Source organism: Aeromonas sp. R1-1, from assembly GCF_040908495.1.
Lineage (GTDB): Bacteria > Pseudomonadota > Gammaproteobacteria > Enterobacterales > Aeromonadaceae > Aeromonas > Aeromonas veronii.
Map to the genome: position 1 here is coordinate 1 of NZ_JBFODV010000096.1, position 2963 is coordinate 2963.

Consider the following 2963-nt stretch of genomic DNA (forward strand, 5'->3'; position numbering starts at 1 on the left):
GCCACCGTTGTTTTATCCCCTCTGTTTTTGCCTCGCCAAGGTTAATAGTCCCCCCGGGAAAGCCGTTCGAAGTAGCGCTGATAACGTCCGCTGGCGATGGCCTGCTGCAACTGCTGATTGAACTGATCCCGCAGTTTGGCTGAATCCGGCATCTTGCGCGGGAACATCACGAAGCTGTCGTTGCGCAGAAAAGGGGTCTGACTGTGGGTGATGAGTGCCGCGCTGGCGGGGTCGAGCTGGCTCTGCAACTCGGCCAGACCGACTCGCAGCTCTTGTGGATAGAGGTCGATCCGCCCGCGCAGCAGCTTGCCGAAATTCTGCTTCACATCGGTGACTTTCTGTTGGGTTACCTTGCCATCGGCCACCATCTTGTCCAGCTCGGGCCCGTAGCTATAGGCGATATCGCCCCCCAACCGCATGCCGATGATCTGCTCAAGGCGCTCGGCCTGCAGCTGCCGTGATTTGAGGGAGAAGAAGACAAACTGCTCCTGCAGCACCGCTTCGCTGAACAGAAAATCCTGCTCCCGCTCCGGTTTGTGCATCCAGACGGCGGTGGCGTCGTAGAGCTGGCTGTTGGCCGCCAGCGAATAGACCCGACCCCAGGGGGCGAAGTGGAACTTCACCTCATAGCCCGCCTCCTTGAACAGATCGCTGATGAGGTGGGCCACTGGCCCGTGCTGTTTTGACTGCTCGGAGACGAAAGGTGGCCATTCACCCACGATGATGTTGAGTACCCGGCCCGGTGCGGCGAGAGCCGACTGGCAGGTCAGAAACAGCCACAGAGCAAGCAGCGGGATCAGGCGCATGGCAGGAAGAAGGGGACGCAGGCTGGCAGAGGCGAGGGCATCAGGTCACTCCCGGCTGTGATGCGGTGAAAGGGGCTGGGTTGCCCGCAATGCTAACATGAGTCTCATTCCTTGCCGTGGATATTTGTCTCGCCGGGGTCGCCGGGTGCCTATTTTGGCCGCAGGGTATGCCCAAGCTCACAAAACCGATCGAGTAAACGTCATATGATTGATTTCATTATGAGTCTTGCTCTCCTGCCGAACGGCAATTTCACGTAAATCAAAGAGAATGACTATGGCTACCGGACAATATCTGCTGTGGAAAGATGCACAGGGACAGGATTTTCGCCCCGTTGCACTGACCGGCACTGATCTGCTTAACAATCGATACCTCAACAAGGGCACGGCCTTCACCGAACAGGAGCGGGCCGATTTTGATCTCGATGGTTTGCTGCCGCCTCAGGTGCAAACTTTTGAAGCCCAGCTCGAGCGAGTGTATGAGGGGTTCAAGAGCGCTTGCAGCGATATCGAGAAGTACCAGAACCTGCGTGCCCTGCAGGATCGCAATGAGACTCTCTTCTATGCCCTGTTGTCACGCCATGTGGAGGAGATGACTCCCTACATCTATACCCCGACCGTGGGCAAGGCGTGCCAGGAGTTCAGCCACCGCTTCCAGAAGCCCCGCGGCCTCTACATCACCCCGGATAACGTGGATGACATGGGCAGTCAGGCCCGTCACTTCGATGCCAAATCGATCCGCATCATAGTCGTCACCGACAGCCAGGGCATTCTGGGGATCGGCGACCAGGGTGTAGGTGGTATGGGGATCCCCATCGGCAAGCTGGCGCTCTATACCCTGGGTGCCGGTATTCACCCCGCCTGCTGCATGCCTATCGCGCTGGATGTGGGCACCGACAACCAGAAACTGCTTGATGATCCCATGTATCTGGGCCGCCCCCACAAGCGTATTCGCGGCAAGGAGTACGAAGAGTTCATCGACAAGTTTGTGCAGGGGGTCAAGCGTCACTTCCCCAATGCCGTACTGCAGTGGGAAGACTTCAGCAAATCCAATGCCTTCAACAATCTGGCCCGCTACCAGCAGTCACTGCCGTCATTCAACGATGATATTCAGGGCACCGGTGCCGTGGTGCTGGCCGGTATTATCGGCGCGGTCAAGGTCAAGGGGGAGACCCTGGGTCAGCAGAACTATCTGGTCTATGGCGCTGGCGCCGGTGGGGTTGGCGTCGCGGATCAGATCTGCGCGGGGATGATCCGCGAGGGGATGGATCCGCAGGCGGCCCGCGATCGCATCTACATTCTGGATACCCAGGGGCTGGTGTGCGACAACCGGGACGGGCTCGACGAGTACAAGCGCCGCTACGCCAAACCGGGACTGCTGCTGGCGGGCTGGGATACCGAGGTGCCCGGCAAGGCCAATCTGGCCGATGTGCTGCGTCATGTGCCCATTAGCGTGTTGTTGGGTACCAGTGGCTCGGGCGGGGCCTTCCAGGAAGAGCACATCCAGCTGATGCTGCAGCATTGCGAGCGCCCCATGGTGTTCCCGCTCTCCAACCCGACCGCCAACTGTGAAGCGCTGCCGGATGATATCTACCGCTGGAGCAAGGGCAAAGCCATTGTCGCGACTGGCAGCCCGTTCAAGGATGTGAGCTACGAGGGGCAGGAGTTCCGGGTCGGGCAGGGCAACAACGTCTTTATCTTCCCCGGTGTAGGTCTGGCGGCCATCGTCAGCCAGCTCCGCGAGATCACACCCGATGTCTTCACTACTGCCGCCTTTGCGCTGGCCGAGTGCGTGAGTGAGGTGGACCTGGCTAAAGGGGCCGTCTATCCCCGCATTCGCGAGCTGCGCAGCATCTCGGTGCATGTGGCGACCGCCGTGCTCAAGGATATCGTGCGTCGGGATCCCTCCCACCCGCTGATCGGTCAGGATCTACAGCAGCATATCCTCAACCACATGTGGGAGCCGGTTTACCTGCCCTATCGTCGGGTATAACCGCATATTCACCGCTCGGATAACGGGTCGGTAAAGATGACAAGGGGGTAGCGCTGCTACCCCCTTTCGTTTGGCTATGTCCCAATTACGTGTTGCATGGGGCGCCCCAGCGCCTCATGCAAACAGGCTTTGATATTTACGCCTTTTCCGTAACGCTCCAGCATCCG

At 59.2% G+C, this 2963-nt stretch carries 2 protein-coding genes; one reads left to right on the forward strand and one right to left on the reverse strand.

All coding sequences use genetic code 11. The annotated features are described in order from the left end of the window. Positions 1-41: 41 nt before the first annotated feature. Entirely contained in the window at positions 42-806 is a 765-nt protein-coding gene (locus AB5Y92_RS05545; protein WP_167572885.1) for an ABC transporter substrate-binding protein, read from the reverse strand. 274 nt (positions 807-1080) lie between these two features. Between AB5Y92_RS05545 and AB5Y92_RS05550 the strand changes: the two genes are divergently transcribed. Further along, positions 1081-2796, forward strand: coding sequence for an NAD-dependent malic enzyme (locus tag AB5Y92_RS05550; RefSeq protein ID WP_167572886.1), 1716 nt, complete (start codon positions 1081-1083; stop codon positions 2794-2796). Positions 2797-2963: the final 167 nt, after the last annotated feature.